Below are 26,137 nucleotides of genomic sequence, written 5' to 3'. Positions count from 1 at the left end.
CGATGATCGACAGATGAGCGGGAGGCGTGCACACATGGGCCTGAGTGTGACCATCTCAGCAGCGGAAGAGCGGGACGCGGAGCACATCCTGAAGCTGCAGTACCTCTGCTACCAGAGCGAGGCGGAGCTCTACGGGGACTGGTCCATCGAGCCCCTCACCCAGACCCTCGACGCGCTGCGCGCCGAACTCGACGAGGGGCACGGCCTCGTGGCCCGGCTCGGCGACGAGGTCGTCGCCTCCGTGCGGGCCCGTCTCGACGACGACGGAACGGTCCGGATCGCCAAGCTGATCGTCCACCCGCGCATGCGGCGCCACGGACTCGGCGGCCGCCTCCTCGACGGCATCGAGCGGTACTTCGCCTCCGCCGCCGATCAGCTCCCCGTACCGCCCGCCAAGCGCTTCCGGCTCTTCACCGGCCACCGCAGCGAGGGCAACCTGCGGCTCTACCGCAGCAAGGGCTACGAGCAGGTCTCCACCCGCGAACTCGGCCCCCGGATCACCCTGGTGACCCTGGAGAAGGCCGCCTGACTCAGGCCGCCGTCACCGCGCGCGACCTCCGCAGCCACCAGATGCCGGTCAGCGGCAGCAGGACCGGGATGAAGAGGTAGCCGTAGCCGTAGTCCGACCAGACCGTCGCGTCCGGGAAGGCGGACGGCTCGACCAGTGTCCACGTCCCCACCACCAGTACGCCCGTGAGCTCGGCGGCGCAGCACACCAGCGCCGCCCTGCGGGCCGTCTCCCCGCCGCGCACCAGCGTGTAGGTGATGAACGCGTAGACCACGGCCGCGACCGCCGACAGGGTGTACGCGAGCGGCGCCCGGTCGAACTCGGTCGCGATCTGGTAGACCGAGCGGGAGACCGCGCCGACCGACATCACGCCGTACAGCCAGACGAGCAGGATGCCCGGGCCCGTGACGAGACGGTTCCTCGTGCCCCGCGCGTCCTTCTCCTGTGTCGCGGTCATGGTCAGCCCACCGTCCAGATGTCGTAGAGACGCACTTCGAGCACGGCCAGCACGACCGCGCCCGCCGCCACCGTCGCCGAACCCCAGCGGCTGCGCTCCGCGAGCGACATGAAGCCGGCGATGGGCACCGCGCACAGCGCGCCGAGCAGATAGGCGACGAAGATCGTCGTCCCCTCCTCCGCCTTCTCGCCGCGCGCCAGCTGCACGATGCCGACGACCAGCTGGACCAGGACGAGGAACGTCACCACGGCCATGCCGACGAAGTGCCAGTCCTTGGTGGACTGGTCCCGGAAGGCGGCGAAGCCGCACCAGGCGGCGAGGGCGAGCGCGGCCACGGAGACCGCGACCGTCAGGGCGTCAAGCATGCGCCCGAGGGTATTACGGCCCGAAGGGCCCGATGCGCCCGCCCCCCGCCGCGGGGGAGGGGCCGGGGACGAGCGTGGCCTTGGCCACAACGGGCGCCCGCACCGGAGCCCGCGGCATCCTCCCCGGCACCGCTCCGGGGGCCCCGTCCCCGCAGGCGGCACACGGGACGGAGGGTGCCGCGCCCCCAGGGGCCGTGTCCGCATGGCGTCTCAACGGCGTCCGCTATTCGGACACGCCCCTGGTGTTCGCAGCTGCGCATGTTTTACTTGCAGACATGACCACGACGAGCAGCCGCACCCTTGCGACCGAGGCGACCACGACGCCCGGTGCTCGTTGTATGTGTCGAATGTGCGCCTTCTGAGGGCCCCCGCCTGAGTTTCGCGCCCCGAAGCGAGACCCGACGGCCGTGCCGATCCTCCCGCCTTCCGGCGGTGGACCGTGCCCGTCCCCGCGCACCCGCCGCCTCCCCGGCCACCGCCGGACCGGCCTTCCGTGCGCCTGACTGTCCGAACGACGAATGCCCCGTGCCCGGCGGACCCCGCGCCGCGCACTCGACAGTGACGGAAACCCCCTGTGATCACCACTTCGGGCCTGACCAAGGTCTACGAGTCGCGCGGCCGCCAGGTCACCGCTCTGGACGGCGTCGACCTCCACGTCCGCGAGGGCGAGGTGTTCGGCGTGATCGGCCAGAGCGGCGCCGGCAAGTCCTCGCTCATCCGCTGCGTCAACCTCCTGGAGCGCCCCACCTCCGGCACCGTGACCGTCGACGGAGTCGACCTCACCGCCCTCGCCGGCAAGGGCCGCCGCGCGGGCAAGGACCTGCGCCGGGCGCGCAGCAGCATCGGCATGGTCTTCCAGCACTTCAACCTGCTGTCCTCCCGCACGGTCAAGGACAACATCGAACTCCCCCTGGAGATCCTCGGCGTCCCCGGCGCCGAGCGCTCCCGCCGGGCCCTGGAACTCCTCGACCTCGTCGGCCTCGCCGACAAGGCCAAGTCCTACCCGGGCCAGCTCTCCGGCGGCCAGAAGCAGCGCGTCGGCATCGCCCGCGCCCTCGCCGGCGAGCCCAAGGTCCTCCTCTCCGACGAGGCCACCAGCGCCCTCGACCCGGAGACCACCCGCTCCATCCTCCAGCTGCTGCGCGACCTCAACCGGCAGCTCGGCCTCACCGTCCTGCTCATCACGCACGAGATGGACGTCGTCAAGACCATCTGCGACTCCGCCGCGCTCATGCAGCACGGCCGGATCGTGGAGTCCGGCACCGTCGGCGAACTGCTCGCCACCCCCGGCTCCCAGCTCGCCGCCGAGCTCTTCCCGGTCGGCGGCGCCGCCACCGGCCCCGACCGGACCGTCGTCGACGTCACCTTCCACGGCGAGGCCGCCACCCAGCCGGTCATCTCCCAGCTCTCCCGCACCTACAACATCGACATCTCGATCCTCGGGGCGGCGATGGACACGGTCGGCGGCCGGCAGATCGGCCGGATGCGGATCGAACTGCCCGGACGGTACGAGGACAACGTCGTCCCGGTCGGCTTCCTGCGCGAGCAGGGCCTCCAGGTGGAGATCGTCGAGGACGCGCCGGAGACCGCCGACGCGCCCGTACTGGTGAAGGAAGGTGCCAAGTGACCTGGTCCGAGATGCAGCCGCTGCTGGAGCAGGGCACCGTCGACACCCTCTACATGGTCCTGTGGGCCACCGTCGTCACCGTGCTCGGCGGCCTGCCGCTCGGCATCCTCCTCGTCCTCACGGACAAGGGCGGACTGCTGCAGAACCGGCCGGTGAACAAGATCGTCGGTGCGATCGTGAACATCGGGCGTTCGCTGCCCTTCATCATCCTGCTGATCGCCCTGATCCCCTTCACCACCTTCGTCGTCGGCACCTTCATCGGTCCGACCGCGATGATCGTGCCGCTCGCCATCGGCGCCATCCCCTTCTTCGCCCGCCTCGTCGAGACCGCCGTCCGCGAGGTCGACCACGGGCTCGTCGAAGCCGTCCAGGCCATGGGCGGCGGCATCCCCACCATCGTCCGCAAGGTGCTGCTCCCGCAGGCCCTGCCCTCGCTGGTCTCGGGCGTCACCACCACCGTCATCGTGCTCATCGGCTACTCGGCCATGGCCGGCGCGGTCGGCGGCGAGGGCCTCGGCTCCAAGGCCGTCACCTACGGGTACCAGCGCTTCGACACGACGTTCATGCTCGTCACCGTCGTCGTCCTGGTCGCCGTCGTCACCGTCGTCCAGCTCATCGGCGACGGAGTCGTCCGACTCCTCGCCCGCCGGGGCCGCACGGCCTGAGCCGTCCCGCCCCGCCCACCGACTTCGTCCTTCGAAGAACAGCCCGGACTTGTTGTCCAGGCGTCCACCGCACCACCTGAAAGAGGCACTCTTCGTGCGTAAGAACATCAAGCTCACCGCCGGCTTCGCCACCACCGCAGCGCTCGCCCTGGGCCTCACCGCCTGCGGCACGTCCTCGGACCCGTCCTCCGCCAAGGACGCGGCCGGCTCCGCCGACAAGCCCCTCGTCGTCGCCGCGTCCCCGACGCCCCACGCCGACATCCTCAACTTCGTCAAGGACAACCTGGCCGCGAAGGCCGGCCTGAAGCTGGAGGTGAAGGAGTTCACGGACTACGTCCTGCCGAACACCGCCACCCAGTCCGGCCAGGTCGACGCCAACTTCTTCCAGCACAAGCCGTACCTCGACGACTTCAACGCGAAGAACAAGACGACCATCGTCCCCGTGGTCAACGTCCACCTGGAGCCGCTGGGCCTCTACTCCAAGAGCCTCACGTCGGTGAAGGACATCAAGCCCGGCCAGACCATCGCCGTCCCCAACGACACCACCAACGGCGGCCGCGCGCTCCAGCTGCTCGCCGAGAACGGCCTGATCACCATCAAGCCGGGCGTCGGCACCAACGCCAAGCTCTCCGACATCACCGACAAGAAGGGCCTGGAGTTCAAGGAGCTGGAGGCCGCCACCGTGCCCCGCGCCCTGAACGACGTGGACGCCGCCGTCATCAACGGCAACTACGCCATCGAGGCCAAGCTGGAGCCGGCGAAGGACGCCCTCGTCCTGGAGAAGGCGGACGGCAACCCGTACGCCAACTTCCTCGCCGTCAAGGCGGGCAACGAGAAGGACGCCCGCGTGCAGAAGCTCGCCGGGCTCCTCAACTCGCCCGAGGTGAAGAAGTACATCGAGGACACCTACAAGGGCTCGGTCATCCCGGCCTTCGGCGCCGTCAAGTAACGTCCGGCGTCCGAGGGAGCGTCAGACCGCCTCCCCCGTACAGTCCTTGTGCAGAAGGCCCCCGCACCCCGTCCGGTGCGCGGGGCCTTCGCCGCACCCCCACCCGACAGCCGACCCGGCCATGCGCACAGGCGGTCGCATGCTGCATGCTGTGCGTTCACGGTCGATTCGGACGGTCCACGGCATGGAGCTGCGCATGACTACCACCTTTCCGGACATCTCCATCAACACGGACCGGTTGGTGCTGCGCGCGCTCGAGGAGGCGGACGCCCCCGCCCTCGCCGAGATGATGAACGACGAACTCGTCGGCGCCTGGACCGCGGTGCCCCAGCCGTACACCGAGGCGGCCGCCCGCACCTGGATCACCGAGTACGCCCCCGCGGAGCGGGCCGCCGGCCGGGGCATCGACCTCGGCGTCACCGAGTTCCTCACCCAGCGCCTGGTCGGCGTGATCCAGCTGGCCCGCACCGACTGGCGCGTCCGCTCCACCGAGATCTCCTACATCGTCGCCCCCTGGGCCCGCGGCGAGGGCTACGCCTCCGAGGCCGCGCTCGCCACCGCCCGCTGGCTCTTCGGCGACCAGAAGTTCGAACGGATCGAGCTGCGCACCGCCGCCGACAACACCGCCTCCCAGCAGGTCGCCCAGAAGATCGGCTGCATCAGCGAAGGCGTCCTGCGCAACGCCTGCATAGCCCGCACCCGCACCGAGGACGGCGACTGGACCGACCTGCGCACCGACTACATCGTCTGGGGCCTCCTCCCCGAGGACCTCGACGACGTCGCCGACCAGATGGCCGAGGCCGGTTACTCCTCGTACACCGACTGGAGCTGAGCCCCCGGGACCCTCCGGGGTACCCTCGGAACGCCCCCGACCTGCGACGACACCACAGGAGACAGACGACCATGGCCGACCGCGTCACGGTGATCGGCTGGGACGGCTCGCCCCTCCCCGAGGCGGCCCGGTCCGCTCTCTCCGCCGCCACCCTGGTGGCCGGCGCCGCCCACCACCTGGCGCTGCCCGAGGTCCCGCCCGAGGCCGAACGGATCCGCCTCGGCAGCCTCGACCTCGCCGCCCGCCGCATCGCCGGCCACCGCGGCACCGCCGTCGTCCTCGCCGACGGCGACCCCGGCTTCTTCGGCGTCGTCCGCACCCTGCGCGCGCCCGAACACGGCCTGGAGATCGAGGTCGTGCCCGCCGTCTCCGCCGTCGCCGCCGCCTTCGCGCGGGCCGGGATGCCCTGGGAGGACGCCCGCGTCGTCGTCGCCCACCAGCGCACCCTGCGTCGTGCCGTCAACGTCTGCCGCGCCCACCCCAAGGTCGCCGTCCTCACCTCGCCCGGCGCGGGACCGGCCGAACTCGCCCTCCTCCTCGACGGGGTCCACCGCACCTTCGTCGTCTGCGAGGAGCTCGGCACCGACCGCGAACAGGTCTCCGTCCTGACCTCCGACAAGGCCGCCGACCACGTCTGGCGCGACCCCAACGTCGTCCTCGTCATCGGCGGCGGCAGCACCGGCGCCCTCACCCCCGGCGGCACCTGGCTGACCGGCCAGGACCCGGCCGCCCCTCCGGTACGCGGCTGGGGACTGCCCGCGGAGGAGTACGCCCCCGACGGCCCCCGCCCCGGAGCCGGCCCCGCACCCGCCGCCGAGCGGCCCACGGCCGGCGAGGACCCCGCGCTGCGCGCCGCCCAACTGGCCCGCCTCGGCCCCCGCGTCGGCGACCTCGTCTGGGACATCGGCTGCTCCGGAGGGGCCTTCGCCGTCGAGGCCGCCCGCTTCGGCGCCGCCGTCATCGCCGTGGACGCCGACCCCGCGGCCTGCGCCCGGGCCGAGGCGACCGCCCGCCGCCACGGCGTCCCCCTCCAGACCGTCCCGGGCCGCGCCCCGCACGTCCTGGAGAGCCTGCCCGAACCCGACGTCGTCCGGGTCGGCGGCGGCGGCGTCCCCGTCGTCCGGGCCTGCACCGACCGGCGCCCCGAACGGATCGTCGCCCACGCCTCCACGCGCGACGAGGCCGAGGCCGTCGGCGCGGCCCTCCACGACGGCGGCTACGCCGTCGAGAGCCTCCTGCTCCAGACGGTCGGCCTCGATCCCGCCGACTGGTCGGAGCGCGAGCGTTCGGTCGTCTTCCTGCTGTCCGGACGCAGGATCGACCGAGCCCCGTGACCGGGCCGCCCCACCGGGGCAGGGTAGGCTGGCCGATTGTTGTACCGGACCCGGACGTTCGACGCTCTGTATGTCAATGTCCTGAATTGGTGGCTCCTTTGTGTCGCCGATGTGGTACGGGACAAGGGGGGACCGCGCGACGTGGCGCAGTCCACAGCGCACCGTGGCGGATCTCCCTGCCACGATGGCCGAGGACCGCGACAATGAGTGGGTGTCCGCGCGTCCTTCGTGCCGCGCGGCGCGCGCGCTCGTTGTCATAGACGGGCGCAGTCTTCAGGAGCACAAGCGATGGGCGAGGGGTACGCATGACGGACACCGGCCAGGTCCCGGGCGAGGGACTGCCGGAGAACGCAGGCATGGTCGAGCAGCCGGGCATCCCCGCACCGGGCGCGTACACCTTCCTGGACCCCTCCGAGCACGCCACCGAGGACGACGACCTGCTTCTCATGCCGGGCGCCCAGGGCGCCTGGAGCGAGCACCCGCCGGGCGTCGTGCCCGCGCCGCCGGTCGCCGTCCCGGCCCCGCAGGCCGCCCCCGTGGTCCCCGGCCAGGCGACGCCCCACCAGGGCGTCCCGCAGTCCGCGGCCCCGCTGGGCGACCCGCTCACCGATCCGCTGCCCGACCCGCTCACAGGCCCGCTCCCCGACTCGGTCGCGCTCGCCGACGTGCTGACGGCCCCGCAGGGCCAGACCCCGGCACACGGGGTGCCGCTCGGCAACCCCGGCGGCACTCCGGCGCACGGCGTCCCCGCGGCGCCGTACGAGCAGGCCGCCACCGACCACGGCTACGAGCCGGGCATCCTCGACACCGGCGCCCACGAGGCCGCGGGCCGCGACTCCGGCTCCGTCGACCTCGGTGGCGTCCGCATGCCGGCGCCCGGCGCGGCCCAGGTCCCGTCGCCGGCCCGCCGCCCGCTCCACATGGGCCCGCCGGTGCCCGACGCCACCGGCGGCGTCGTGCTCTCCCTGGCCGACCGCGGCCCGGCCGCCGCGCCCGCCCCGGCCCCGCAGCCGGTGCCGGCCGTGGCCACCGAGCCCGCGCCGGTCCCCGTGCGGAACCCGGGACCGCCCACGACGGGCCCCGAGTACTTCGACATCCCGCAGGACCAGCAGCTCGCCCCCCAGGGCGCCGAGCCGTGGGCCGCGCAGCCGCAGGAGGCCGTGGCGCCCCCGGCCGCCTTCCCCGCAGAAACGGTCGTCCCGGCCACCGGCCGGTTCGTCCAGGTCGACGGCACCGTACCGACCGCCCCGCACCTGGCCCCCGTCCCGTCGGCCGAGGCGGCCGTGGAGCCCGAGGCGGAGCCGGTCGCCGAGGCAGCGGTCGTGGAGCCCGCGGCCGAGAGCGCCGCCGCCCCGGCCCCCGCCGTCGAGACGGCCCCCGAGGCCGCCGTCCCGGCCGTCCCCGCCACCCCGGACGAGACCCCGGCGGAGCCCGCCGCCGAGGCCGGGCCCGCCGTCGTCGCCGACGACGTCCAGGCGGTCACCGTGCCCGCGCCGCGCGAGGCCGAGCCCGCCGCTGAGGCCCCCGCGCCGCCCGAGGCCGTCGCGCCCGAGGCCGTCGAGCCCGAGCCCGTCGTGGCCGTGCCCGCCGACGTCCCGGCCCCGCCGGTGGAGCCCGTCGCGGAGACCGTCGAGCCGGCCGCCGAGCCCGTCGAGCCGGTCGCCGAGCCCGTCGTCGAGGCGGTCGCCGAGCCCCTCCCCGTGACCGAGGCCCCGGTGGAGCCGGCTCCCGAGGAGCTGCCCGTCGAGGCGGTCGCCGACGAGATCCCCGTGGTCGCCGAGGACGCGGCCGAGCCGCGGCCTGAGCAGCCCGCGCCGGCCGAGGCCGCCGCCGAGGCCGTCGTCGTCGAGGCGCCGGAGCAGACCGCTCCCGCCGCCCCGCCGGCCGAGGCCGTCGTGCCGGAGGCGGGCGCCGAAGGCACCGAGGCCGTCCAGGAGACCGTCCCGCCGGCCGAGCCCGTCGCCGCGCAGACCGCGCCGGCCGAGCCCGTGGCCGCCGAGCCGCGGATCCCGGCCGTCGCCGAGGCCCCCGCGGCCGACGCGGACGCCGCTCCCGAGGCCGGCCCCGAGCCCGCCGCCGAGGAGCCGGCCCAGGGCGCCCCCGCCCCCGGCTACGACGACGCCGAGCGCGAGGCCGTCCTCCGCGTCATGCGCGAGCGCCGTGACATCCGCAACGGCTTCCGCTCCGACCCGATCCCGCACGAGGTGCTGCTCCGCGTCCTGGAGGCCGCCCACACGGCCCCCAGCGTCGGCCACTCGCAGCCCTGGGACTTCGTCGTCATCCGCTCCGCCGAGACCCGGCAGACGATGCACGAACTGGCCCAGCGCCAGCGCGAGGCGTACGCCAAGTCGCTGCCGAAGGCCCGGGCCAAGCAGTTCAAGGAACTGAAGATCGAGGCCATCCTCGACACCCCGGTCAACATCGTCGTCACCGCCGACCCCACCCGCGGCGGGCGCCACACCCTCGGCCGCTACACGCAGCCGCAGATGGCCCCGTACTCCTCCGCGCTGGCCGTCGAGAACCTCTGGCTCGCCGCCCGCGCCGAGGGCCTCGGTGTCGGCTGGGTCAGCTTCTTCGACGAGCGCGAGATGGTCCGCGCCCTCGGCCTCCCCGAGCACCTCGAAGTGGTCGCGTACCTCTGCGTCGGCTACGTCGACGAGTTCCCCGACGAGCCCGAGCTGGCCCAGGCGGGCTGGTCCAAGCGCCGCCCGCTGGCCTGGGTCGTCCACGAGGAGACGTACGGCCGCCGCGCCCTGCCCGGCGAGGAGCCGCACGACCTGCTCCAGGAGACCGTCGCCAACATCCGCCCGCTGGACGCCAAGGCGCTGGGCGAGGCATGGGAGCGGCAGAAGCGGATGACCAAGCCGGCCGGTGCCCTCGGCATGCTGGAGATCATCTCGGCCCAGCTCTCCGGCCTCTCCCGGATGTGCCCGCCGCCGATCCCGGAGCCCGCGGCCGTCGCGATCTTCGCCGGCGACCACGGCGTCCACGCCCAGGGCGTCACCCCCTGGCCGCAGGAGGTCACCGGCCAGATGGTGGCCAACTTCCTCGGCGGGGGAGCGGTCTGCAACGCCTTCGCGAACCAGGTCGGAGCCGAGGTCTGCGTCATCGACGTCGGCGTCGCCTCCGAACTGCCGGCCACCCCCGGCCTGCTGCCCCGCAAGGTCCGCCCCGGAACCGGCGACTTCACCACCGGCCTCGCGATGACCCGCGAGGAGGTCCTGGCCGCGATCGAGGTCGGCATCGAGACCGCCCGCGACCTGGTCGCCGCCGGCAACAAGGCGATCCTCACCGGCGAGATGGGCATCGCGAACACCACCGCGTCCGCCGCCCTCATCTCGGTCTACACCGGCGTCGACGCCGCCGAGGTCACCGGCCGCGGCACCGGCATCAACGACGAGACCCACGCCCGCAAGGTCGACGTGGTGCGCCGCGCCCTCGACCTGCACAAGCCGGACCCGGCGGACCCGATCGGCGTCCTCTCGGCCGTCGGCGGCCTGGAGCACGCGGCCCTCGTCGGTCTCGTCCTGGGCGCCGCCTCGCTGCGCACCCCCGTCATCCTCGACGGCGTCTCCACCGGCGCGGCCGCCCTCGTGGCCCGGGCCATCGCGCCCGAGTCGCTGGCGGCCTGCATCGCCGGCCACCGCAGCGCCGAGCCCGGCCACGTGGCGGCCCTCAACAAGCTGGGCCTGCGCCCGCTCGTCGACCTGGACCTCCGCCTCGGCGAGGGCACGGGCGCACTGCTCGCCCTCCCGCTCGTCCAGAGCGCGGCCCGCGCCATGCACGAGGTCGCCACGTTCGACTCGGCGGGCGTCACCGAGAAGTAGCACCGCCCCCGCGTCCCCCCGCCCGCTCCGGCGCGCGGGGGGACGCGCGGGTCCGGCAGCGGTCCCGCGGACCCCACCGGGACATCCGTCACACCCTGCCAACCCCAGGTCACAGATATCGTGAGGGAATACACGCCGCTCCACCGCCGCAGCGGCCCCCTCGCCCGCACCGCCACGCTCTCCGAGGAGCCGCTCACCCATGGCCGAGAACGCCGAGCACCCCGCCTACCCCGTCGGACTGCGCCTCGCCGGCCGCCGCGTCGTCGTCCTCGGCGGCGGCCAGGTCGCCCAGCGACGGCTCCCCGCCCTGATCGCCGCGGGCGCCGACGTCACGCTGATCTCCCCCTCGGCCACCCCCTCCGTCGAGGCCATGGCCGAGGCCGGCGAGATCCGCTGGACCAGGCGGCGGTACGAGGACGGCGACCTCACCGACGCCTGGTACGCGCTGGTCGCCACGACCGACCCGGCCTCGAACGCCGCCGCCTCCGCCGAGGCCGAGCGGAACCGCACCTGGTGCGTGCGCGCCGACGACGCCGAGGCGGCCACCGCCTGGACCCCGGCCACCGGCCGGGACGCGGGCGTCACCGTCGCGGTGCTCACCGGCCACGACCCCCGCCGCTCCGCCGCCGTGCGCGACGCGATCGTCGAGGGGCTGCGCGAGGGCTCCATCGCCGCGCCCGCGCACCGGGACCGCACCCCGTTCGTCGCCCTGGTCGGCGGCGGCCCCGGCGACCCGGACCTCATCACCGTCCGCGGCCGGCGCCTGCTCGCCGAGGCCGACGTCGTCATCGCCGACCGCCTCGGCCCCCGCGACCTGCTCGACGAGCTGCCGCCGCACGTCGAGGTCATCGACGCGGCGAAGATCCCGTACGGCCGCTTCATGGCCCAGGAGGCCATCAACAACGCGCTCGTCGAGCACGCGAAGGCCGGCCGGTCCGTCGTCCGCCTCAAGGGCGGCGACCCGTTCGTCTTCGGCCGCGGCATGGAGGAGGCCCAGGCCCTCGCCGCCGAGGGCATCGCCTGCACGGTGGTCCCCGGCATCTCCAGCTCGATCTCGGTCCCCGGCGCGGCCGGCATCCCGGTCACCCACCGCGGGGTCGCCCACGAGTTCACCGTGGTCAGCGGCCACGTCGCCCCCGACGACCCGCGCTCGCTGGTCGACTGGGCGTCTCTGGCCAAGCTCACCGGCACCCTCGTGATCCTCATGGGCGTCGACAAGATCGGGAAGATCGCCGAGGCGCTCGTCGCCCACGGCAAGAGCCCCGAGACGCCGCTCGCCCTGATCCAGGAGGGCACCACCGCGGCCCAGCGGCGGGTCGACGCCACGCTCGCGACGGTCGCGGAGACCGTCAGGGCCGAGGAGGTCCGCCCGCCGGCCGTCATCGTCATCGGCGACGTCGTCGCCGAGGGGCCGGACAAGCCCGTGAAGTGACCGGGGCCCACCCGCACGACGCGGCCGACAACCGCCCCCCGCACACATTGGCACCACACCCCGGACAAGGCAGTATCACCTCGTGGCCGAACTCATCACGATCGACGACCCCGACGACCCCCGCCTGCGCGACTACACCGGTCTGACCGACGTCGAGCTCCGCCGCAGACGCGAGCCGGCCGAGGGCCTGTTCATCGCGGAGGGCGAGAAGGTCATCCGCCGCGCCCGGCAGGCGGGGTACGAGATGCGGTCGATGCTGCTCTCCGCCAAGTGGGTCGACGCCATGCGGGACGTCATCGACGAGGTCCCGGCACCGGTCTACGCGATCCAGCCGGACCTCGCCGAACGCGTCACCGGCTACCACGTGCACCGCGGCGCGCTCGCCTCCATGCAGCGCAAGCCGCTCCCGGACGCCGCCGAACTGCTCGTCGGCGCCCGGCGCGTGGTCGTCATGGAGTCGGTCAACGACCACACCAACATCGGCGCCATCTTCCGCAGCGCCGCCGCCCTCGGCATGGACGCCGTCCTGCTCTCCCCGGACTGCGCCGACCCGCTCTACCGGCGCTCGGTCAAGGTCTCCATGGGCGCGGTCTTCTCCGTCCCGTACGCCCGGCTCGACACCTGGCCCCGCGGTCTGGAGACCGTCCGCGAGGCGGGCTTCAAGCTCCTCGCGCTCACCCCCGCGGAGAAGGCGACCTCCATCGACGAGGCAGCCCCGCACAAGCTGGACCGGGTGGCGCTGATGCTCGGCGCCGAGGGCGACGGCCTCTCCACCCAGGCACTGCGCGCCGCCGACGAGTGGGTCCGCATCCCCATGGCCCACGGCGTCGACTCCCTCAACGTGGGCGCGGCCGCGGCCGTCGCCTTCTACGCCGTCGCCACCGGCCGCCCGGAGTCCTGACCCCGGACCCCGGCCCCCGGACCCGACCGGGTCTCCGGGGACCGGACGCCTCAGCCCTGCAGGGCCTGCGCCGCGGCGATCCCGAGGGCCACGACCAGCGTCACGACCACGAAGACGAAGAGCCGCTGGCGTAGTAGCCGCGGGTTGGCGGGGCGGCGGCCGGTCGAGGTCGAACGGGCGCCGGGGCGGGTGCCGGTCCGCTGCTGGGGGCGCGAGCCACCGGTCCGCGGCCCGCCGGAGGGCCGGGACGACGGCCCCGGGCCGCGCCCGGCGGCCCGGTCGCGGTCCGTGCCCCGGTCGGCGGGGCGCTCACGGTCCGTGCCGCGCTCGGGATCGCGTCCCCGGGTGTCCCGCTCGGTGTACCGCTCCGTCGGCCGGGCCTGGTGCCGCTCGGCCTGGTGGCGCTCCTCGGCGCGCTCCCGCTGCGCGGGCGGCCGGGAGGCCGGCAGCCCCTGCGCCTCGCGCGCGGCGATCTCCTTGAGCCGCATGGACAGCTGGAGCGTGCTCGGCCGGTCCTCCGGATCCTTGGCCAGACAGGCCCGCACCAGCGGCGCCAGCGCGTCCGGCACCCCGCTCAGCTGCGGCTCCTCGTGCACCACCCGGTAGAGCATGACCTCGGAGCTGCCGTGCCCGAAGGGAGAGTCCGCCATCGCCGCGTACGCCAGGGTGGCGCCGAGCGAGAAGACGTCGGTGGCCGGCGTCACGGCCGCACCGCGCACCTGCTCGGGCGCGAGGAAGCCGGGCGAGCCCACGGCCGTGCCCACGTGGGTCAGGGTGCTCGCCCCGGTCGCCCAGGCGATGCCGAAGTCGATGATGCGGGGGCCCTTGGGGGAGAGCAGGATGTTCGACGGCTTCAGGTCCCGGTGCACCACGCCGGCCTCGTGGACGGCGACCAGGCCCTCCGAGAGCGCCGCCCCGATCGAGGCCACGTCGGCGGCGCGCAGCGCGCCCTCCTCGGCGACCCGGTCGTGGAGCGAGGGGCCGGGGACGTACTGGGTGGCGAACCAGGGGCGCTCGGCTTCCAGATCGGCGGCGACGAGCCGGGCCGTGCACCCGCCGCGGATCCGCCGGGCCGCCGACACCTCGCGGGCGAACCGCGACCGGAACTCCTGGTCCTCGGCCAGATCGGGCCGGATCACCTTCAGCGCCACCCGCTGGCCGCGCCGGTCGGATCCCAGGTACACGACGCCCATCCCGCCGGCCCCCAGCCTGCGGTGGAGCCGGAACGACCCGACGATCCGCGGATCCTCGCGCCGGAGCCGCATCATCGCCATGTCCGTCCCCTCGTCCGTTCGACGTGGCACAGCTTACGTAGTGGCGCCCGCACGTGCTCATAGGCCGCGCCCTCGGTCCGCATCGATTGTGAGTGCTGACAGGAGTGTCCCGACCCCGCACGGACCGTCGGCACATGCCAACCTCCTTGATCCGGACATCACTTGACGGACCGTCGCGAACGCCGCAGGTCGGCCCGCGCGGCCTGCCGCCGGGTCCGCCGGCCCCGATCGGCGACCGGCGGCCCGCGAAGTGAGCGAAGTCACGCCCGCGGGGCCGTCCCCTCCGGGAAGACCCCGGCTCCGGTGGCCCCGTCTCCACCCAGGGGAGTACGCCGCACGGGCGGGCGTCATCCTCCGGGAGGCCCGGAAGTCGGTACGCGGGCATGACGTCCCGGCAGGCCCCGCTCCCTAGTCTTGAAGTCAAGCGGCGGGTGCAGCACTCGTCCCCCGAGGTCACGCACCCGCCGCGCCGGACATGACAGGAGAGGACCCATGGCCTTCACGGCACCGCGGACGAGCACCCGGCCCTCGGGCCAGCGCCACCCCCTCGTGGCCACCGCCATGGTCCTCCCCCTCGCGGCCCTGCTCGTCGTCGTCTTCGGCGGCTGGGACGCGGTGGTCACACAGGCGTCGTCCGTGGGCGTGATGCTGGGGCGCTGAGCGGCGCCCCGGACCCGGGAGAGCGGCCCGGGTCGGGACATCCGGCCATCAGCCCCGTGGGGACGGGGGTGCGGCGGACGGCAGCGTGGGGCCGGTCAGCTGGGGAGCTGACCGGCCCTCGCGCTTTTCCGCCGCGACGTGCGGCCCCCGCCGGTCCTTCCCCTGCCGTGTGCCGTGTGCCGGCCGTGACCGCCCGCAGCCCCGCGCCCGGGGTCCGCGGACCGGGCCCGTGCCCACGCCGGGGGAGTGGCCGCCCCCTCCACCCCGTACGCTCCCCGCGTGGACCTTCCCGCCCGTCACCGGCCCGCCCCGATCCCGATCCCGCCCGCGCGGAGCGGTCCGGGGACCCTGCCCGACCGTCTCGCCGCCCTCGCGCGCGACGCGGTCCACGGGCCCGACGGGTCCTGCGACTGCCCGGGCGGGACCGTCGGCGTGCTCGCCGACCGGGACGACGGGACGGTGGTCCGGCACGGTGGCCTCGTCGCCAAGGCGCACGCCCCGGGGACGGATCCGGAGGAGCACGGCGTACGGCTCGCGCTCGCCGCGCGCGCGGAGGTCGCCGGCATCCTCCTGCCCCCCTCGCCGCCGCCCGGCTCCTGCCCCGGCGTACTGGACGGGCGCCCCGTGACGCTCTGGCCGTACGGCCCGCCCGTGGACCCGGCCGACCCGGACGCCGCCCCGTGGGAGGAGGCGGCCCGGCTGCTGGCCCTGCTCCACCTGACGCCGCCGCCGGGAACGGCCGGGCGGCTGCCGGAGATGCGGGCCCCCCTGAAGGTGGAGCTCGCCGTGGAGCGGATGAACCGGGCGGCGCCGGGCCACCCGGCGACGGCCGTCGTCCTCGCGGCCCGGCGGACGCTCCCCGGCCGCGCCGGAGCTACGGCCGGGCCCCACCGGGCGCTCTGCCACGGCGACTTCCACCTGGGGCAACTGGTGCGCGGGACCGGCGCTCCGGAGGGGGCCGGGCCGTGGCGGCTGATCGACGTCGACGACCTGGGGCTGGGCGACCCGGCCTGGGACCTCGCCCGCCCCGCCGCCTGGTTCGCCGCGGGCATCCTGCCGCCGGAGGTGTGGTCGCGGTTCCTCGGCGCGTACCGGTGGGCGGGCGGTCCGGCGGTGGGCGCGGACCCCTGGGTGCGGCTCGACGCCCCGGCCCGGGCGCTGACGGTGCAGACGGCGGCGCTGGCCGTGGCCAAGTCGACCGCCGAGGGCCGTCCGCTGGACGAGGTGGAGGCCGTGATGATCGACACCTGTGCGCGTATCGCCGGAGATCGAACCGTTTCGGCCGCTTCGGCGTCCACGTAGGGTGAAGCCACCATTCGAACGGCAACGTCAGGGAGTTGAGCCGAGCATGCAGTGTCCCAAGTGTCATGCGGCCATGCACACGTACAACCGCAACGGCGTCCAGATCGAGCAGTGCAGCGGCTGCCGCGGCATATTCCTGGACTTCGGCGAGCTGGAGGCCCTGACGCGCCTGGAGTCCCAGTGGTCCCAGCAGGCCCCGCCCGCCCCGCCGGCCTACCCGGCGCAGCCCGCCCCCGCCGCTCCGGCCTGGGGCGCCCCGCACCACGGCGGGCACCACGGCGGCGGCCACTACCGCCAGCGCGGCTTCGGACGGATGCTCTTCTCCTCCTGACCCCCGGCCGGCGCCCACGGGTGCCGGCCGCCCGCACCTGCCGTCGGCGCACGAAGAAGCCCCCGGCCGCGAGACGCGGCCGGGGGCTTCCTCCGATGGTGCGCGATACTGGGATTGAACCAGTGACCTCTTCCGTGTCAGGGAAGCGCTCTCCCGCTGAGCTAATCGCGCGGGACGCACCCGAGGGCGCGGGAACTGTGTGCGCGATACTGGGATTGAACCAGTGACCTCTTCCGTGTCAGGGAAGCGCTCTCCCGCTGAGCTAATCGCGCGGGACGCACCCGAAGGTGCGGGAACTGTGTGCGCGATACTGGGATTGAACCAGTGACCTCTTCCGTGTCAGGGAAGCGCTCTCCCGCTGAGCTAATCGCGCGGGGGATCCGAAGACCCAGGACCCGAAGGTCCAGTGGACGATACTGGGATTGAACCAGTGACCTCTTCCGTGTCAGGGAAGCGCTCTCCCGCTGAGCTAATCGTCCTTGGAGGTGGAGACGGGATTTGAACCCGTGTAGACGGCTTTGCAGGCCGTTGCCTCGCCTCTCGGCCACTCCACCAGGAGTGAATACGGGGGTTCGGGAAGATCCCCCACATCGAGCGGACGACGAGATTCGAACTCGCGACCCTCACCTTGGCAAGGTGATGCTCTACCAACTGAGCCACGTCCGCTTGTCGTTTCCGTTCCGCTTGCGCGTCCCGGCGACGTGTTGAACTCTAGCGGATTCCTGGGCCAGTACAAAAACGCGTTTCCGCAGCGTGCTGACCTGCGAGCCCTTCGCGGTGGTCGGCCGTGCCGCCCGGAGGGTTCGCGTGGCGTTCACTCGCCGTGTCCTGGAGGTGGCGCGGAGCCTCCGTCCCCTGGGTCCCGTACGCCCCTTCCGTGCACGACCCCGTGCCCCCGCGCCACCGGACCTAGACTCGATGCGTGCACGACCTTGCTCCTCTGGCCCGCTTCGGCGGCCTCGTCGCGACCGATCTCCGGGACGTCACCCACGACCCCGAGGCCCTCGACTCCGCCGGCTTCTGGGCCGTCTGCGCGGACTTCGAAGGGCGCCTGACCTGCGCCCGCTTCGGAGACGTACGGCCCGACCCGGTGCCCGCCCCCGTCCCGGGCGCCTGGCGCGGACCCGCCGCCGGTGACTGGACGTCCTCGCTCGACCGCGCCGCGTACGTCGCGGGCGTCCGGCGGGTGCGCGAGCACATCGCCCGGGGCGAGGTCTACCAGGCCAACCTCTGCCGGGTGATGACCGCGCCGCTGCCCGATCCCGCGGCCGCCGACGTCGACGCCCTCACCGCGCTCCTCGCCCGCGGCAACCCCGCGCCCTACGCCGGGACGATCCGCCTGCCCGCGCACGGCGTGGAGATCGCGACCGCCTCCCCCGAGCTCTACCTCCGCAGGGAGGGCGCCCTGATCTCCTCCGGACCCATCAAGGGCACCGGCCGCACCGAGGCCGACCTGCTCCCGAAGGACCACGCGGAGAACGTGATGATCGTCGACCTGGTCCGCAACGACCTGGGACGCGTCAGCGAGACCGGCTCCGTCGCCGTCCCCGCCCTGTGCGCGGTCGAGGAGCACCCCGGCCTGGTCCACCTCGTCTCCACCGTCACCGGGGTCCTGCGCGAGGACGCCGGCTGGCCCGGGCTGCTCGCCGCGACCTTCCCGCCCGGCTCCGTCACCGGGGCTCCCAAGTCCAGCGCCCTGCGGATCATCGAGGCGCTGGAGACCGCGCCCCGGGGGCCGTACTGCGGAGGCGTGGGCTGGGTCGACGCCGACGCGGGCACGGCGGAGCTGGCCGTCGGCATCCGCACCTTCTGGATCGACCGCGCCGAGGGCGTGCTCCGCTTCGGCACCGGGGCGGGCATCACGTGGGGCTCCGACCCGGAGCGCGAGTGGGAGGAGACCGAGCTGAAGGCGGCCCGGCTGGTCGCGATAGCGTCGGGCGCCTACGAGTCAGGCGCCCATGCGGCGAGCGGAAAGGTCATCTCTCGATGAAACTCTGGGTCAACGGCGGGCTGCACGACGCGGAGACCGCCCGGGTCTCCGTCCTGGACCACGGACTGACCGTCGGCGACGGGATCTTCGAGACGGTCAAGGCCGAGCGTGGAGAAACGTTTGCTCTCACGCTCCACCTGGAGCGCCTCACCCGCTCCGCCCGCGGCCTCGGCCTGCCCGACCCGGACCTCGACGAGGTCCGCCGGGCCTGCGCCGCCGTCCTGGAGGCCAACCCGACGGAGCTCGGCCGGCTCCGCATCACCTACACCGGCGGACTCTCCCCGCTCGGCTCGGAGCGCGGCGACGCCGGCCCGAGCCTCGTCGTCGCCGTCGGCGAGACCTCCCGCCGCCCCGACTCCACCGCGGTGATCACCGTGCCCTGGACGCGCAACGAGCGCGGCGCGCTGACCGGACTCAAGACCACCTCGTACGCCGAGAACGTCGTCGCCCTCGCCCGGGCACGGGAGCAGGGGGCCTCCGAGGCCCTCTTCGCGAACACGGTGGGGCAGCTCTGCGAGGGCACCGGTTCCAACGTCTTCGTCGTGGTCGACGGCCGGATCCTCACCCCGCCCGTCTCCTCCGGCTGCCTCGCGGGCATCACCCGCGCCCTCGCCGTGGAGTGGACCGGGGCGGAGGAGACGGACCTTCCGTGGGAGGTGCTGGAGAGCGCCGAGGAGGTCTTCCTGACCTCCACCCTGCGCGACGTCCAGGCCGTGCACCGGGTCGACGCCCGTGAGTTCGCCTCCGCGCCCGGCCCGGTCACCGCCAAGGCGATGCGCGTCTTCGACGAGCGCGCGTCCCGCGACCGCGACCCGCGCGGCGCGTAGCCCGGGCAAAACCGGATGACGGACGGCCCAGGGGTGGGTAGAACTCCTCTGATGACCACCACCCTGCGGCCGGCCGGGCCGCTTCAGCAGACGCCCGACGGCGGCCGTTCCCGTACCTACGACGTGTGCGTGAACAGCCGCCGGGTCGGCGCGGTCCGTCTCTCCACCGACCCCCGTTTCGGGGCCGCCTCCGGCGTGATCGACGAGCTGAGGGTCGACGAACCGGACCGGCGGCGCGGCCGGGGCACGGTGGCGGCGCTCGCCTCCGAGGAGGTGCTGCGCGGCTGGGGCTGCGTCGAGGTGCAGATCTCGGTGCCCGCCGACGCCGAGGCGGCGCTGCGGATGGGCCGGGCGCTCGGCTACACCGAGCGCAGCAGGAACATGGTCAAGGAACTGTCCGCCGAGCCGCCGGCGCTGCCGGAGGGCATCGAGGTCCGGCCGATGTCGCCGGACGAGTACGGACGGTGGGAGGCCCGGGCCAAGGCGGGCTTCGCGCAGAGCTGGATCGACCGGGGCGTCCCCGAGGAGCAGGCCAGGACCAAGGCCGAGGACAGTCACCGCCGGTACCTCCCCGAGGGCCTGGCCACCCCGGGCGTCGCGATCCACGTCGTCGTCCGCGAGGGACGGCCCGCCGGCTTCCTGTGGACCGGCCGGATCGAGCTCGAACCGGGGCGGTGGGCCGCCTTCGTGTACGACATCGAGGTCGAGGAGGACCAGCGCGGCCGGGGCCTCGGCCGCGCGCTCATGCTGCTCGCCGAGCGGGTCGCGAGCGAGGCCGGGGAGACCCGGATCGGACTGCACGTCTTCGCGGGCAACACCCCGGCGATCCGCCTCTACGAGTCGCTGGGCTACCGCACGACCCTCGTCAACAGCGCCAAGGAGCTGCGGTAGCGCGGGGCGTCAGCCCGCGAGGAGGCGGTCGGCGATCTCCGCGATCCGCTCCCGCAGGCCCTCCTGGCTCTTGCCGCCGTCCAGGCGCTCGCCGCCGATGACATAGGTCGGGGTGCCGGTGACCTTGATCGCCTTGCCCTCGGCCTCGTCCGCGTCGACGGTCAGCAGGTGCCGGCCGTCGATCAGGGCGGTGTCGAACTCCTCGGCGTCCAGGCCGAGTTCGGCGGCCACCTCCAGCAGGACCGGTTCGCCGCGGTCGCCGAGCTCCGCCGTCCTGGCGAGCAGCGCCTCCGCGTAGGGCCACCCCTTGCCCTGCTCGACGGCCTCCTCGGCGGCCTGCGCGGCGGCGTACGCGTGCTTGTGCTTCGCCAGCGGGAAGTGGCGCAGCTGTACGGCGAGCCGGTCGCCGAACCGCTCGCGGAGCGCGCGGACGTCGTCGAGGGCCGTGAAGCAGTCGGGGCACTGGAGGTCGAACCACGCCTCCAGGACGACGGGGGAGGCGGGTGCGGTGGTGGAGTCGCTCATGACAGCAGTCTCCCTCACCGGCACCTGGGGAGGAGATCCGGCCGCCGCGACCCGGAGATCTCCCTGAGAGGGGCCGCGGGGCGTGGCCCCGGACGGTCCCCCCGGTGCAGGATGGAAGGGACGTATCACCCGGGACCAGGAGGACCGCATGCTCGCCGAGACCATCTGCTCCGCGGTGTCCGCGGCGGGCCTGGGCATCGCCGCCGTCGCGGCCTACCGGAAGCGTTTCCTGTCCGCGGCGCGGATCGCGGCCTACGCGCTGGTGCCGCTCGGACTGGTGATGACGGGCGCCGTCGAGTGGCTCGCGGAGACCGCCTTCAGCCCGGTGGCGTGGGCCGGCTTCGGCGTGCTCGGCGCCGCCTGGCTGCTCTTCCTGTCCACCCGGGCCGTGGAGCGGCGTCGCGCCGGCCGGACGCAGGCCACCGGGGGAGCGGCGCCGGGGGCCGTCGCCCCGGCCTCCTCGTCGCCCGCGCGCGGGGTGACCGCGGCGCCGCCGCGGGCCGCCCAGGCGCCGGCGGAGGACTTCAGCGACATCGAGGCGATTCTGAAGAAGCACGGAATCTGATCACTTCTGGCGGTTCCCGTTCCCATGATCCACGGGAAGGGGTGAACACCCCCTGCCATGGGGCGTGTTCCGGGATTTTCGGGTCCCGAGGTGCGTCATCATCCCCCCGAGATGCTGGATACCTCGCGGGAACCCGTCCCCGCCTCCGCCGAAGCCCCCGCCGACGAGCCCAAGGGCTGTCTGTTCGCCCTCTCGCAGCCGCCGCTGATGATCTTCCTCGGGGTGATCGGCTGCCTGCTCCTGCTGGCGTCGCTGCACGATCTCTTCGTGCTGTGACCGGCCGCGGCGGCGCGGCGGGTCAGCCCGCGGCCTCCTTGCGGCGCGCCCGGTACGCGGCCACGTGCAGGCGGTTGCCGCAGGTGCGGCTGTCGCAGTAGCGGCGCGAGCGGTTGCGGGACAGGTCGACGAAGGCCCGGCCGCAGTCCGGGGCCTCGCAGCGCCGCAGCCGCTCCTGCTCGCCGCCCACGACGATGAACGCGAGGGCCATGCCGCAGTCGGCCGCCAGGTGGTCCGCCACCGAGGCGCCCGGCGCGAAGTAGTGCACGTGCCAGTCGTAGCCGTCGTGGTCGGTGAGCTGCGGCGTGGTGCCCGCGCCCGCCACCAACTGGTTGATCAGGGGGGCCGCGATCCGGGCCTCGGGCGCGGAGAAGACGGCGGCGAACTTGTCGCGGACCTCGCGCACGGCCCGCAGGTCGTCGGCGCCGAGGTCGCCCACGTCGCTGATCTTGTGCGCCTTCACGAAGGCGTGCAGCCCCGGGAGGTCCGCGAGCTCGTCGGCGCGGTCGCCCTGCGCCGCGGTGTTCATCAGATCGACGACGGTGTCGAGGGCGATCCGGGTGTCGTGGGGGATCAGCACGATTCGCTCCCTGGCCGGCCGCGGGCGGGCGCCTGCGGAATGGCGCTGACTTTAGCGCGACCGGGAAAATGACAACGGCGCCCACCACCGCGCCGGCTGCGCGGTGGGGAGCGCCGGATGTCGTGCCTATGTGACTGTCCGCGCGGCGCCGTCGCCCCGAGTCGGACGGCGCCGTGCGGTTCTCGGCCTGGCTCAGCTGTCGGCCAGGATGTGGGAGAGCTCCGTATCCAGATCGAAGTGCCGGTGCTCGGTGCCCGGTGGCACGGCGGCGTCGGTCCTCTTCAGGAACGACTCCAGGGCCCGCGCCGGGGCCTCGAGCAGGGCTTCTCCTTCGGGGGAGCTCAGCGCGATGCAGACGACTCCCTGGCCGTGACTCCTGGATGGCCAGACGCGGACGTCGCCTGTGCCGGTGGGCCGGTGCAGCCCCTCGGCGAGAAGGTCGCGGGCGAAGACCCATTCGACCGTCTCCTCGGCTCCGGTGTGGAAGGTGGCGTGCACGGCATAGGGATCGGCCGTGTCATACCGCAGGCCCGCGGGTACAGGCAGTGAGGACTCGCTCGACACAACGAGGCGCAGGTGCAGCTCGCAGCTGACCGTGGTGTTCATAAGCGCCAGGGCCTTTCGCTCAGTGTGCGCTCGGGGATTCGCACGTCGGCGAAATCGACATGCCACCTCCGGTGGCGTTGTAAACCCCTCTGTCGGTTTTGTGATCGTTCAGGTAGCTCGTATGGGCGCGTGTAACTTTGGGTAATACCTCCATTCCGGTGGCCCTCGCCCGTCCGGTAGGTTGGAGGGCATGAATGCGGAGAGTGACGAGCGCGCCGGGGAGTCCACAGGCGGCCAGGAGGCCGAACTGGGATCGCGCGCACCGGAGTTCATCAAGTCCCGGCGGAGCCTGCACGTCAGCTGGCAGGTCGGCGTCTTCATCGTGGGACTCGCCGTGGTCGGCGCCGGCGTGGTCATGCTGCCGCTGCCCGGGCCCGGCTGGTTGGTCATCTTCGGCGGCATGGCGATCTGGGCGACCGAGTTCGTCTGGGCCCAGCTCGTCCTGCGCTGGACCAAGCGCAAGGTGACCGAGGCGGCACAGCGCGCTCTCGACCCCAAGGTCCGCCGCAGGAACATCATCCTCACCACCGTCGGCCTGGTGATCATCGCCGCCCTGCTCGGCGTCTATCTCTGGAAGTTCGGCTTCGTCATGCCGTGGAAGATCGACCAGTGATCCGCCGCTGGTTCGGGAGCCCCGCTGACATGGGGTAATGTTCTGGGTGTGCCCGGGCGATTAGCTCAGCGGGAGAGCACTTCGTTCACACCGAAGGGGTCACTGGTTCGATCCCAGTATCGCCCACCACCCGGCACGAAGGCCCGGAGACGGAACACCGTCTCCGGGCCTTCGTCGTCCCTCACCGCATCCGCGCCAGCCGCTCGCGCAGCCGTCGGGCGTCCCGCAGCCGCTGCTCGTAGGTGGCGCCCACCCCGAGCAGCAGGAGCCCGGCGAGCGCCGGCGGCAGCCAGCGCGGGAGCGCGCCCACCGCCTGCACCACGTACGGCGCCAGCTCGTGCAGCCCGACCAGGGCCAGTACCCCGCCGCCCAGGACCAGCAGCGCCTGCAGCCGGAACCGCGCGCCCAGCAGCGTCACCGCCAGCGCCGCCACGCCCAGCACCAGCGGGCGCGTCCAGTCCGGGTCGGTCCACGCCGCCACCAGGCTCGGCAGCAGCGTCGCCGCGAGACCGGGGCCGTACGCCGTCCAGGACGAGGCCTCCGCGTCCCGGCGCCGCCGCAGGAACCCGACGACCAGCGCAGGGACCGTCACCGGCAGGGTGTACGCCTCCGGCGTCGTCACGTCCGAGACCGCCAGCCGCACCCAGGTCGCCAGCAGGAACAGCGCCGCCGCCGTCCAGGACGCGAACCGCCGCCGCTCCGGCCGCACCGCCGTCGCCGCCGCGATCACCCCGCCCAGCGCCAGGGCGAGCGCGAGGAACGCCGGGTCCGACGCGGCCGTCCCCAGGGCGAGCAGCCCCACGGCCGCGCCGGTGATCTCGACCGCGAGCGCCACCGGCACCGGGCGCGTCCGGGCGCCCACCGCGGCCGTCGCCGCCGGGACCACGAGCAGGGCGAGCGCCGTCCACCGGTCCGCGAACCCGCCGGCCGCCGCCACCGCGAGGACCAGCCCCGTCGCCACCAGCACCGCCGCGACGGCCGAGACCGTCCGCCGCGCGCCCGTGCCGAGCGCCGCGACCCCCGTGAGGAGCCCCAGGAGCACGGCCAGCGCCGCGAACGTCGCCCCGCGCACGTCCAGGGCCAGACCCAGCGCGCTCGCCGCGGACGCGAGCCCGCCGGCGTACGCGCTCCAGCCCAGCGCCGCGCGGGCGTCCACGGCCACCGCAGGCCGCCGGACCGCCGCGGGCGACCAGCCGCCCCAGGACGACCCGGAACCCGCGCTCCCCGCGCGAGGCTCGGCCGTGTCCGTCGCCCCGCCCGGCCCCGCACCGTCCGCCGCGGGGTGCCCGGACGTCTCCGCCCCGCGCAGGCCCCGGGTCAGCGCCCCGGGCCGGACGGCGAGTGCCAGGGCCGCCGCCGTGACGAGGAGCTGGAGGACGAGGGTCGTCGCGTACGGCAGGTCCAGGGAGACCGGCAGGGCGGTCAGGAGCGCCCAGCCCAGCGCCAGCGCCCCGCAGCGGGCCCACAGCCGCGGGACTGCCGCCAGGGAGGCGCCGGCCACGAGGAGGACCAGCGCGGCCGTCGCCGGGTACGAGCCCAGCGCACGCGCGGCGTGCTCGCCCGACCACACCTCCGTCGTGCGGGCCACCGGACCCAGCAGCCCCGCAGCCACCGGCGGCAGCGCCCACAGGACGCCCAGCCCGGCCACGCCCGCCCCCGCGCCCGCGAGACCCAGCCGCGCGCCGCGCGGCAGGAGGGTCCCGCCGGGGGAGGCGGCCGCGGCCCGCTCCCGGCCTGTCAGGGCGCCGAGGGACCCGCCCGGCGCGAGCGCCCCGAGGGCCAGCCCGCACAGCACGTACCCCGGCACCTCCCAGACCGCCGGGAGGACCGGGCGGAGCAGACCGCCGACCGCCGCCACCGCGGCGAGGCCGGCGACCGCGGCGGCCGGACCGGCGAGCGCGGAGGAGCGCCGCGCGACGGACAGGAGCACGGCCGCGGCCGCGAGCAGCAGCGGGGCGCCGGTCCAGGGGGAGGAGAGCGAGAGCCAGCCGCCGGTCAGCAGCGACCAGCCGCCGAGCGAGGCGGCCCCGGTCGCGGCCACGACCCGCACCGCCGCCGGACGGAGCCACAGGGCCGCCGCCGCGTCCGCCCCGGCCGTCACGAGGGCCGCCCACGCGAACGCCGTCGGACCGCCGCCCGCCGCGAGCACGCCCAGGGGCAGCGGCAGCTGCGCCGCGACCGCCGCCACCGGCAGCGGGATCCGCAGCCGGGAGAGCGCCGCGCCGTACGCGGTCCACGCACCCGCGAGGACCGTCGACGCCACCGCCGTGTACCCCAGGCCGTCCGTGCCCGGCAGCGCCACCCGGTGCAGCGCGTAGGCGTCGAGCACCGTCAGGACCAGGCCAAGCGCCGCCACCGACTCGGCCGTCGACACCAGCCCCTTGCGCAGCAGCGCCACCGGAGCGCCCAGCGCCGCCGAGGTCACCACGAGCAGCACCGCGGCCCGGCCGCCGATCCCCATCGAGCCCCAGCTCACCAGGGTGAAGGCGACCGCCGCGATCGTCAGCAGCGTCCCGCCCAGCGTCAGCAGCACGTTCTGGGCGCTGCGCGGAGTGGAGTCCGCCACCGGCGGGCGCGGCGGGGCCGTCGCGGCGGCCGGCGCGTACAGCACCCGGATCAGCCAGGCGCGCCTGGCCAGCAACTGGGTGCGGCGGGCGTCGAGTTGGGCCAGCTCGCGATCGACGAGAACCAGCTCGTCCGCGGGCGGCAGGGAAGTGTCCATACCGGGAGTGTGGCCCCGGCCACTCGTGGCGTGAATGCGTCCACGTACTCAGATCCCCGGCTGAGTACCCCCAGGCGG

General features: G+C 74.4%; 25 protein-coding genes and 7 tRNA genes. 19 read left to right on the top strand and 13 right to left on the bottom strand.

Translation table 11 applies throughout. The features are described 5' to 3' along the window. Nucleotides 1-34: 34 nt before the first annotated feature. Entirely contained in the window at nucleotides 35-529 is a 495-nt protein-coding gene (locus tag ACZ60W_RS01530) for a GNAT family N-acetyltransferase (RefSeq protein ID WP_469753302.1), read from the top strand. 1 nt (nucleotide 530) lies between these two features. Here ACZ60W_RS01530 and ACZ60W_RS01525 read toward each other — a convergent pair whose 3' ends face one another. Beyond that, a complete protein-coding gene (locus ACZ60W_RS01525; protein WP_469753301.1) occupies nucleotides 531-965 on the bottom strand; it encodes a hypothetical protein in 435 nt (144 codons plus the stop codon). Nucleotides 966-967: 2 nt separating this feature from the next. Next, entirely contained in the window at nucleotides 968-1,330 is a 363-nt protein-coding gene (locus tag ACZ60W_RS01520; RefSeq protein ID WP_469753300.1) for a hypothetical protein, read from the bottom strand. A 574-nt stretch (nucleotides 1,331-1,904) separates the two neighbouring features. Here ACZ60W_RS01520 and ACZ60W_RS01515 point away from each other — a divergent pair. The 8 genes from ACZ60W_RS01515 to ACZ60W_RS01480 all read left to right on the top strand — a co-directional run bounded on the left by ACZ60W_RS01515 (nucleotide 1,905) and on the right by ACZ60W_RS01480 (nucleotide 12,897). Further along, nucleotides 1,905-2,957, top strand: a complete 1,053-nt coding sequence (locus tag ACZ60W_RS01515; protein ID WP_469753299.1) for a methionine ABC transporter ATP-binding protein — start codon at nucleotides 1,905-1,907, stop codon at nucleotides 2,955-2,957. After that, nucleotides 2,954-3,622, top strand: a complete 669-nt coding sequence (locus ACZ60W_RS01510) for a methionine ABC transporter permease (protein WP_469753298.1) — start codon at nucleotides 2,954-2,956, stop codon at nucleotides 3,620-3,622. The genes ACZ60W_RS01515 and ACZ60W_RS01510 overlap by 4 nt, the downstream gene beginning before the upstream one ends. A gap of 94 nt (nucleotides 3,623-3,716) precedes the next feature. After that, entirely contained in the window at nucleotides 3,717-4,571 is an 855-nt protein-coding gene (locus tag ACZ60W_RS01505) for a MetQ/NlpA family ABC transporter substrate-binding protein (RefSeq protein WP_469753297.1), read from the top strand. Between the two features lie 196 nt (nucleotides 4,572-4,767). Beyond that, nucleotides 4,768-5,403: a GNAT family N-acetyltransferase gene (locus ACZ60W_RS01500; RefSeq protein ID WP_469753296.1), complete on the top strand. Its 636-nt coding sequence runs from the start codon at nucleotides 4,768-4,770 to the stop codon at nucleotides 5,401-5,403. A 71-nt stretch (nucleotides 5,404-5,474) separates the two neighbouring features. Continuing rightward, a complete protein-coding gene (cbiE, locus tag ACZ60W_RS01495) occupies nucleotides 5,475-6,737 on the top strand; it encodes a precorrin-6y C5,15-methyltransferase (decarboxylating) subunit CbiE (RefSeq protein WP_469753295.1) in 1,263 nt (420 codons plus the stop codon). Nucleotides 6,738-7,042: 305 nt separating this feature from the next. Next, nucleotides 7,043-10,564, top strand: coding sequence for a nicotinate-nucleotide--dimethylbenzimidazole phosphoribosyltransferase (gene cobT, locus ACZ60W_RS01490; protein ID WP_469753294.1), 3,522 nt, complete (start codon nucleotides 7,043-7,045; stop codon nucleotides 10,562-10,564). A 199-nt stretch (nucleotides 10,565-10,763) separates the two neighbouring features. Beyond that, entirely contained in the window at nucleotides 10,764-11,996 is a 1,233-nt protein-coding gene (gene cobA / locus ACZ60W_RS01485) for a uroporphyrinogen-III C-methyltransferase (RefSeq protein WP_469753293.1), read from the top strand. Nucleotides 11,997-12,078: 82 nt separating this feature from the next. Beyond that, complete coding sequence (locus ACZ60W_RS01480; protein WP_469753292.1) at nucleotides 12,079-12,897, top strand: TrmH family RNA methyltransferase; 819 nt, start codon at nucleotides 12,079-12,081, stop codon at nucleotides 12,895-12,897. Between the two features lie 50 nt (nucleotides 12,898-12,947). Here the strand turns inward: ACZ60W_RS01480 and ACZ60W_RS01475 are convergent, their stop codons facing one another. Next, entirely contained in the window at nucleotides 12,948-14,171 is a 1,224-nt protein-coding gene (locus ACZ60W_RS01475) for a serine/threonine-protein kinase (RefSeq protein WP_469753291.1), read from the bottom strand. A gap of 492 nt (nucleotides 14,172-14,663) precedes the next feature. On the opposite strand from ACZ60W_RS01475, the gene ACZ60W_RS01470 reads away from it, so the two are divergent. From ACZ60W_RS01470 to ACZ60W_RS01460, 3 genes are all read left to right on the top strand, one after another. Further along, nucleotides 14,664-14,831 carry a hypothetical protein gene (locus ACZ60W_RS01470; protein WP_362564892.1) on the top strand — a complete coding sequence of 56 codons (168 nt, stop codon included), beginning with the start codon at nucleotides 14,664-14,666 and terminating at the stop codon, nucleotides 14,829-14,831. 348 nt (nucleotides 14,832-15,179) lie between these two features. After that, nucleotides 15,180-16,133, top strand: a complete 954-nt coding sequence (locus ACZ60W_RS01465) for a phosphotransferase family protein (protein ID WP_469753485.1) — start codon at nucleotides 15,180-15,182, stop codon at nucleotides 16,131-16,133. 46 nt (nucleotides 16,134-16,179) lie between these two features. Then, nucleotides 16,180-16,464 (top strand): TFIIB-type zinc ribbon-containing protein, encoded by a 285-nt coding sequence (locus tag ACZ60W_RS01460; protein WP_469753290.1) that lies wholly within the window; start codon nucleotides 16,180-16,182, stop codon nucleotides 16,462-16,464. Nucleotides 16,465-16,560: 96 nt separating this feature from the next. Here the strand turns inward: ACZ60W_RS01460 and ACZ60W_RS01455 are convergent. From ACZ60W_RS01455 to ACZ60W_RS01430, 6 genes are all read right to left on the bottom strand, one after another. Beyond that, nucleotides 16,561-16,635 (bottom strand) — tRNA-Val (locus ACZ60W_RS01455). A 29-nt stretch (nucleotides 16,636-16,664) separates the two neighbouring features. Then, nucleotides 16,665-16,736, bottom strand: a tRNA-Val gene (locus tag ACZ60W_RS01450). A 29-nt stretch (nucleotides 16,737-16,765) separates the two neighbouring features. After that, nucleotides 16,766-16,837: transfer RNA gene (locus tag ACZ60W_RS01445), tRNA-Val, on the bottom strand. A gap of 34 nt (nucleotides 16,838-16,871) precedes the next feature. Beyond that, a tRNA-Val gene (locus tag ACZ60W_RS01440) sits at nucleotides 16,872-16,943 on the bottom strand. Nucleotide 16,944: 1 nt separating this feature from the next. Then, a tRNA-Cys gene (locus ACZ60W_RS01435) sits at nucleotides 16,945-17,018 on the bottom strand. A gap of 39 nt (nucleotides 17,019-17,057) precedes the next feature. After that, nucleotides 17,058-17,130: transfer RNA gene (locus ACZ60W_RS01430), tRNA-Gly, on the bottom strand. Between the two features lie 256 nt (nucleotides 17,131-17,386). On the opposite strand from ACZ60W_RS01430, the gene ACZ60W_RS01425 reads away from it, so the two are divergent. Genes ACZ60W_RS01425 through ACZ60W_RS01415 form a run of 3 tightly spaced genes read left to right on the top strand, consistent with a single transcriptional unit; the run spans nucleotide 17,387 to nucleotide 20,172 of the window. Further along, complete coding sequence (locus ACZ60W_RS01425; protein ID WP_469753289.1) at nucleotides 17,387-18,454, top strand: chorismate-binding protein; 1,068 nt, start codon at nucleotides 17,387-17,389, stop codon at nucleotides 18,452-18,454. Then, complete coding sequence (locus ACZ60W_RS01420; RefSeq protein WP_469753288.1) at nucleotides 18,451-19,281, top strand: aminotransferase class IV; 831 nt, start codon at nucleotides 18,451-18,453, stop codon at nucleotides 19,279-19,281. The genes ACZ60W_RS01425 and ACZ60W_RS01420 overlap by 4 nt, the downstream gene beginning before the upstream one ends. 51 nt (nucleotides 19,282-19,332) lie before the next feature. Next, the gene (locus ACZ60W_RS01415; protein ID WP_469753287.1) at nucleotides 19,333-20,172 is read left to right on the top strand and encodes a GNAT family N-acetyltransferase; all 840 of its coding nucleotides are present in this window, start codon (nucleotides 19,333-19,335) and stop codon (nucleotides 20,170-20,172) included. Between the two features lie 9 nt (nucleotides 20,173-20,181). On the opposite strand, the gene ACZ60W_RS01410 is transcribed toward ACZ60W_RS01415, so the two are convergent. Further along, nucleotides 20,182-20,697 carry a DsbA family protein gene (locus ACZ60W_RS01410; RefSeq protein ID WP_469753286.1) on the bottom strand — a complete coding sequence of 172 codons (516 nt, stop codon included), beginning with the start codon at nucleotides 20,695-20,697 and terminating at the stop codon, nucleotides 20,182-20,184. Between the two features lie 148 nt (nucleotides 20,698-20,845). On the opposite strand from ACZ60W_RS01410, the gene ACZ60W_RS01405 reads away from it, so the two are divergent. Beyond that, complete coding sequence (locus ACZ60W_RS01405) at nucleotides 20,846-21,262, top strand: hypothetical protein (protein ID WP_469753285.1); 417 nt, start codon at nucleotides 20,846-20,848, stop codon at nucleotides 21,260-21,262. A 111-nt stretch (nucleotides 21,263-21,373) separates the two neighbouring features. Continuing rightward, complete coding sequence (locus ACZ60W_RS01400; RefSeq protein WP_469753284.1) at nucleotides 21,374-21,538, top strand: hypothetical protein; 165 nt, start codon at nucleotides 21,374-21,376, stop codon at nucleotides 21,536-21,538. A 22-nt stretch (nucleotides 21,539-21,560) separates the two neighbouring features. Here the strand turns inward: ACZ60W_RS01400 and ACZ60W_RS01395 are convergent, their stop codons facing one another. Together ACZ60W_RS01395 and ACZ60W_RS01390 are read right to left on the bottom strand one after the other, a co-directional pair. Continuing rightward, a complete protein-coding gene (locus ACZ60W_RS01395; protein WP_469753283.1) occupies nucleotides 21,561-22,118 on the bottom strand; it encodes a CGNR zinc finger domain-containing protein in 558 nt (185 codons plus the stop codon). Nucleotides 22,119-22,310: 192 nt separating this feature from the next. Continuing rightward, the gene (locus tag ACZ60W_RS01390; RefSeq protein WP_015032345.1) at nucleotides 22,311-22,724 is read right to left on the bottom strand and encodes an SsgA family sporulation/cell division regulator; all 414 of its coding nucleotides are present in this window, start codon (nucleotides 22,722-22,724) and stop codon (nucleotides 22,311-22,313) included. 190 nt (nucleotides 22,725-22,914) lie between these two features. On the opposite strand from ACZ60W_RS01390, the gene ACZ60W_RS01385 reads away from it, so the two are divergent. After that, nucleotides 22,915-23,337 (top strand): TIGR02611 family protein, encoded by a 423-nt coding sequence (locus tag ACZ60W_RS01385; RefSeq protein ID WP_366303642.1) that lies wholly within the window; start codon nucleotides 22,915-22,917, stop codon nucleotides 23,335-23,337. 54 nt (nucleotides 23,338-23,391) lie between these two features. Further along, nucleotides 23,392-23,466 (top strand) — tRNA-Val (locus tag ACZ60W_RS01380). A 52-nt stretch (nucleotides 23,467-23,518) separates the two neighbouring features. Here ACZ60W_RS01380 and ACZ60W_RS01375 read toward each other — a convergent pair. Further along, on the bottom strand, nucleotides 23,519-26,059 hold the full coding sequence (locus tag ACZ60W_RS01375; protein WP_469753282.1) for an SCO7613 C-terminal domain-containing membrane protein: 2,541 nt from the start codon (nucleotides 26,057-26,059) through the stop codon (nucleotides 23,519-23,521). Nucleotides 26,060-26,137 lie beyond the last annotated feature (78 nt).

Source organism: Streptomyces sp. NPDC104202, from assembly GCF_055584185.1.
Note: the sequence above shows the minus strand (reverse complement) of the source record. Positions and strands in the feature narration are given on the sequence as shown.

What these genes read in the sequence shown, in the direction of transcription:
- ACZ60W_RS01375 (WP_469753282.1), bottom strand. Translation starts at nt 26,059, where the DNA reads ATGGACACTTCCCTGCCGCCCGCGGACGAGCTGGTTCTCGTCGATCGC.
- ACZ60W_RS01525 (WP_469753301.1), bottom strand. Translation starts at nt 965, where the DNA reads ATGACCGCGACACAGGAGAAGGACGCGCGGGGCACGAGGAACCGTCTC.
- ACZ60W_RS01405 (WP_469753285.1), top strand. Translation starts at nt 20,846, where the DNA reads ATGCTCGCCGAGACCATCTGCTCCGCGGTGTCCGCGGCGGGCCTGGGC.
- ACZ60W_RS01530 (WP_469753302.1), top strand. Translation starts at nt 35, where the DNA reads ATGGGCCTGAGTGTGACCATCTCAGCAGCGGAAGAGCGGGACGCGGAG.
- cbiE (WP_469753295.1), top strand. Translation starts at nt 5,475, where the DNA reads ATGGCCGACCGCGTCACGGTGATCGGCTGGGACGGCTCGCCCCTCCCC.
- cobA (WP_469753293.1), top strand. Translation starts at nt 10,764, where the DNA reads ATGGCCGAGAACGCCGAGCACCCCGCCTACCCCGTCGGACTGCGCCTC.
- ACZ60W_RS01470 (WP_362564892.1), top strand. Translation starts at nt 14,664, where the DNA reads ATGGCCTTCACGGCACCGCGGACGAGCACCCGGCCCTCGGGCCAGCGC.
- ACZ60W_RS01385 (WP_366303642.1), top strand. Translation starts at nt 22,915, where the DNA reads ATGAATGCGGAGAGTGACGAGCGCGCCGGGGAGTCCACAGGCGGCCAG.
- ACZ60W_RS01415 (WP_469753287.1), top strand. Translation starts at nt 19,333, where the DNA reads ATGACCACCACCCTGCGGCCGGCCGGGCCGCTTCAGCAGACGCCCGAC.
- ACZ60W_RS01460 (WP_469753290.1), top strand. Translation starts at nt 16,180, where the DNA reads ATGCAGTGTCCCAAGTGTCATGCGGCCATGCACACGTACAACCGCAAC.
- ACZ60W_RS01410 (WP_469753286.1), bottom strand. Translation starts at nt 20,697, where the DNA reads ATGAGCGACTCCACCACCGCACCCGCCTCCCCCGTCGTCCTGGAGGCG.
- cobT (WP_469753294.1), top strand. Translation starts at nt 7,043, where the DNA reads ATGACGGACACCGGCCAGGTCCCGGGCGAGGGACTGCCGGAGAACGCA.
- ACZ60W_RS01420 (WP_469753288.1), top strand. Translation starts at nt 18,451, where the DNA reads ATGAAACTCTGGGTCAACGGCGGGCTGCACGACGCGGAGACCGCCCGG.
- ACZ60W_RS01390 (WP_015032345.1), bottom strand. Translation starts at nt 22,724, where the DNA reads ATGAACACCACGGTCAGCTGCGAGCTGCACCTGCGCCTCGTTGTGTCG.
- ACZ60W_RS01475 (WP_469753291.1), bottom strand. Translation starts at nt 14,171, where the DNA reads ATGGCGATGATGCGGCTCCGGCGCGAGGATCCGCGGATCGTCGGGTCG.
- ACZ60W_RS01500 (WP_469753296.1), top strand. Translation starts at nt 4,768, where the DNA reads ATGACTACCACCTTTCCGGACATCTCCATCAACACGGACCGGTTGGTG.
- ACZ60W_RS01520 (WP_469753300.1), bottom strand. Translation starts at nt 1,330, where the DNA reads ATGCTTGACGCCCTGACGGTCGCGGTCTCCGTGGCCGCGCTCGCCCTC.
- ACZ60W_RS01400 (WP_469753284.1), top strand. Translation starts at nt 21,374, where the DNA reads ATGCTGGATACCTCGCGGGAACCCGTCCCCGCCTCCGCCGAAGCCCCC.